This is a genomic window from Succinimonas sp. (genome assembly GCF_045225735.1).
Lineage (GTDB): Bacteria > Pseudomonadota > Gammaproteobacteria > Enterobacterales > Succinivibrionaceae > Succinimonas.
In genome coordinates this window covers 1-4,124 of record NZ_JBGVBR010000084.1, presented here as the reverse complement: position 1 = coordinate 4,124, position 4,124 = coordinate 1, and the positions used below count along the sequence as shown (strand labels likewise).

The following is a 4,124-nucleotide window of genomic DNA, read 5'->3' as shown; positions in this document are numbered from 1 at the left end:
CTTTCCGCCAGAATTATCATTGCCGGTTTTTCACTGTCATCCGGAATTTTGCTGCTTTTGCTGACCGCAGGACAAACAGCGGCATATGCCAGATCCCCGGATTTCCTGACCTGCGAGGCTGCCCTTTCCCCCGGGGCCGGAGGCTGCGAGATTTCCGCTGCTCCTCATCCTCAGGATGTTCGCCCGGAAAGCTTTATGTCTCCGGGCTCTCTCCTGCTGGCCAAGGGCGGTCACGGCGGCGGCCGCCCGGTGCCCCGGCCTGCTCCGAAACCCAGTCAGAAACCCAAGTCGGGATCTTCCGGGAATTTGCCCTATTACTCTTCCGGATCCGCCGAGAAGCCCGCGAGATCCGAAAGATATTCCACCTGGGGCAGCCCTGAAAAACCATTTGACGAGTGCGAATGGTGCGAGGACTGCGATGATCCGGAATGCGAGGATTGCGCAGACTGCGAGGAGTAAGATGACATGGGGAGCTTCAGCGACTGCGAGCAATCGGTAATCTCCGCAGTTCTTAGTTCTTCGATCTCAGCTCTCGCTTCCGGCAGAAAAGCAGGCTTAGAAAGCATCCCGGCCGCCGCACATCTCCATAATCCGTTCCGTTTCCTCATCGGGCTCCTTTATTTCCGCAAGCGTGAGCCGGGCCTTCCGGAAATCATAAACCGGATTGGTTCTGAAGGTACCGGCGGAGTAGATCAGGGCCAGGGTTTTCCGGGCGCCCGCATCATCCTCCTCCTGATGTCTTTTAATGCAGGCGATGAGATCCTTAACCCGGGGCGCCAGATCCCGGACATGCACCCGGTAGTAAACGGAAAGAAGGCGGATGGCTTCTCTGATGCCCAGATCCGCCGCCCTGATAAGAAGATCCGCCCTTTCGGAAATCTTCTCCGGGCCGTCATCGTAATCCAGGGTTCCCTGAGCGAACACCAGAAGAAGCTCGGCGGCGCCGGTGGTTTTAAGAGCGTCCTCAAGGAGCTCCTCGGCCCGGGCCAGAGCTTCCTCGTCTCCCAGAGCCAGAAGGCCCCGCAAGGCAGTTTCCGCCGCCATAATATAGCCGTGATCCCGGTAAAGGAGCAGGGCTTCCCTGGCGTAGGCTTCCGCGGAGCCCATGTTGCCGCTTTCCACCGCCTCCCGGAGATATTCCCGGAGGCAGAAGACCCGGGCGTAGCTGCTCCCGAGACAGATGCTCTTTAGGATCCAGTCCCGGAAGGCCCGGAGGTTTTCGGGATTGTCCCGCCGGGCGCCGTATTCCGTGGCCGCAAAAAGAGCCATTTTCGCATTGCCATGGGAGGCCTCCTCCAAACACTTCTTAAAGTAGGTGCCAAAATCCGCCCCTTCCGGAATCAGGTCTCTTCCGGTCTCGGCGTTGTATTCCTGTTCAAAACGGTTTCTGAAAAGCTCTTCCGGTATCCTCATAAAAACCTCTGCTGAATGACTGCTCAGGCTGCCGCATGAAACCTGTTCCAACGGCATGACATTTACCGCAATTATAGCGTTATCGCTATATTCCGCCTGTGGCGTAATTCCGGTTTTATGCAAGATGAAAACCTTTGCCGCGTCCGGAACTTTTTAAGCGGCGGAAAGTCCTAGGTTTAACCGGACTTCACATATCCTGACATGAAAAACGGAAATCTTTCGGGTTATGTTCCGGCATGACTTACAATGCATAGTTTTTTTAATGCCTGTCTGCTTCCGGAAGGCATTCCCGCAGACAGCCGCATCCGCCCCCCTTTCGCTTTGTCAGGGGCCGGACACGGAACAGCAAATACATAGCATGTACTTTAGCATGAGGTGCGCATGAAAATTCTTAAAGCAGGTCTGGCTGCAGTTCCCCTGATTCTGGGACTGGCCGCGTTCACCCCTGATCCCTGCAGTGCAGAGACCGTTGACTACGCCAAAATGAAGCGCGAAATCGGCCAGGCCGAATACTACGTCAAGGAATTTGAAAAGGAAGTCGCTCTGCAGCATGGCGGGGAAAAGATGGTCTGGCGTTCCAAAAAGGACGCCCTCACCAAGGTGCAGGCCCTGAAGGAGAAGTATCCGGACAATCCGGATGTGGAGGCTCTCTTTCAGCGCACCAAAATCACCCTCATGAAGAGCAAGGGGGACTATACCGAGGTTAATCCGGAATGGGTAGCCTATAAGAAGAAGGAGGAGGAGCTCCGGAATACCATTTCCGCCATCGGCGACCGGGAGTTTGAAAAGTTCCTGAACGATCATCGCGCCGACATTATCCCCGCGGCCCCCATTCCCAATCCCAACGTGGTGTCCATTTCCAGCCTCCAGAACAAGTACGTCGTTCTGGAAAACGTGGAGTATCCCTCCAATCAGTTCTACGGTCTTACCGGCGAATACCTCTGGCAGGGCAAGCCTTCTCTGGGCTACTACTTTATTAATATCTCCGAAAGAAACTGGCTGGGCCCCTACGAAGCCGTGAAGCGCTACCGCCGCACCGTGGACTCCAGTTTAGGAGACACCATCAAGTTCACCGTGCTGGGGCAGATCTCCGAGGTGGTTGCGGAAAACCCCGATCCCGCCAAGAAAAAGGTTGGCATACCCCGTCTGGGCTGGGCCGTGCTGCCGGTGGCTCTGAAGGTTCCGGGACACGTGGCCGCCTTCTATAAGGAAAGCGCCGATGCTTCCGGGTATTTTGCCGGCGAGGATCAGGTAAAGCAGCTTAAGGAAGGCTGGTATTCCGTGAAGAGCATTCCGGCGGATGTCACTCCGGAAAGGCTCATGGAGATCTTCATGACCGCCATCAAGGAAAAGAACTTCGATCTGTACCTGGACTGCATCAATCCTGACCGTCAGGCCGGCCCGCAGGCTCCGGATCTGGTGCGCTATCACTGGGATCTCCATCAGGAACGCTTCCGGAAGGAATATGTGCATGCCACCTTTGACAAGGCCGAGATCAAGGTTATCAAGGGCTTTGACAACACCGATGAAGCAGAAAACTTCTTCCTGGACGATGAACAGCGAGCCATCCTGAACAAGACTCAGGGCGAGGTGGTGAAGCAGGCCACGGTCAACAGCAGAGCCTTTAATGAAAACGGCAAGCAGATAGGTTCCCCGCATCCCCACGTGCTCATCAAAAAAGGCAACGGCAGATGGTATGTGGAAGACTATGCCGCCCGGTTCTGATTATGAAAACGCGGCTTCAACAGTAACGGATGGAATAACAAATGAATCTTAAGAAATTGTCTCTCGCCCTGCTGGCCGTATGCGGCATGGCTCTGGCCTCGGCTTATGCAGCTCCTCAGGAAAAGGAAGATACCGATGTCTTTACCGTAAACGAGGTGATTGCCTCCCTGCAAAAAGGCAGTCAGACCTTTTTATCCAATGTCAAGGCGCATCCCATGGTTAAACAGACGCAGGATCCCTACTACCAGTACTACTGGATTGCCGGCGTGCTGTCTGACTGGGATAAGGACATGCTCCCCAAAAACATGCCCACAAAGCCTGAAAAGGTGCACTCTCTGAACGATACGGAAAAGGAACAGCTGGGGGTGATTCTGACTCTGGCCTCCGAAATCCGGGCTCTCCGGGGCGAGGCTTCCCGCCTGGCCATCTCAGTGAATTCCAGCAAGCTCACGGAATACGACCGCATTATGGGTTACACCTACGAGTATCTTAACGGAGCCTACGGGGATGACTTCATTGCGGCTGTGGAAGGAGCCGATGCCGCGGTGGACAAATGCCTGGACTATGTGAATCAGACCCGTTCCTCTCCTAAGGGCGCCACCTGGAACAAGCTCCTCCAGTATTCCGGGATGCAGGAGTATGCCTTCGGCAGCAGCGGCAAGGCCTACAACATCATCTCCGCCGGCAATGCCATGATGCGCTACTACCGTCAGGTGGATAAGAGCTTTATGGAAAGCTTCCTGCCGAACATTGCCACCCGGAACGACAAGCTGAGAGCCAAGATCAAGGAGGAAAGATCCCGGGTAGCATCCATTAAGGATATCCAGGATATCGAGGTTCTGGCCGTCTATCTGGACGCTCTGGATGTTTACGCCGCCAAGGTCGATGCTGATGTGAAGCGCTCCCGCGCCCTGCTCAAGGATATCTACGATAACGGTAAGAACTCCGGCAAAATCATTAACGGCAAGCTGAATCTCAAGCAGATC

At 55.0% G+C, this 4,124-nt stretch carries 4 protein-coding genes; 3 read left to right on the top strand and 1 reads right to left on the bottom strand.

All coding sequences use genetic code 11. The features are described from left to right. On the top strand, positions 1 to 459 hold a 459-nt coding region (locus ACJROR_RS03060), incomplete at its 5' end, for a hypothetical protein (protein WP_406545806.1). A 96-nt stretch (positions 460 to 555) separates the two neighbouring features. Here the strand turns inward: ACJROR_RS03060 and ACJROR_RS03055 are convergent. After that, on the bottom strand, positions 556 to 1,413 hold the full coding sequence (locus ACJROR_RS03055; RefSeq protein WP_406545805.1) for a hypothetical protein: 858 nt from the start codon (positions 1,411 to 1,413) through the stop codon (positions 556 to 558). 381 nt (positions 1,414 to 1,794) lie between these two features. On the opposite strand from ACJROR_RS03055, the gene ACJROR_RS03050 reads away from it, so the two are divergent. Both ACJROR_RS03050 and ACJROR_RS03045 read left to right on the top strand, forming a co-directional pair. Beyond that, positions 1,795 to 3,138: a hypothetical protein gene (locus tag ACJROR_RS03050; RefSeq protein ID WP_406545804.1), complete on the top strand. Its 1,344-nt coding sequence runs from the start codon at positions 1,795 to 1,797 to the stop codon at positions 3,136 to 3,138. 41 nt (positions 3,139 to 3,179) lie between these two features. Beyond that, on the top strand, positions 3,180 to 4,124 hold a 945-nt coding region (locus ACJROR_RS03045), incomplete at its 3' end, for a hypothetical protein (RefSeq protein ID WP_406545803.1).

Bases quoted from the DNA above. Each gene is read 5' to 3' on its own strand.
- ACJROR_RS03055 (WP_406545805.1), bottom strand. From the start codon at position 1,413: ATGAGGATACCGGAAGAGCTTTTCAGAAACCGTTTTGAACAGGAATAC.
- ACJROR_RS03050 (WP_406545804.1), top strand. From the start codon at position 1,795: ATGAAAATTCTTAAAGCAGGTCTGGCTGCAGTTCCCCTGATTCTGGGA.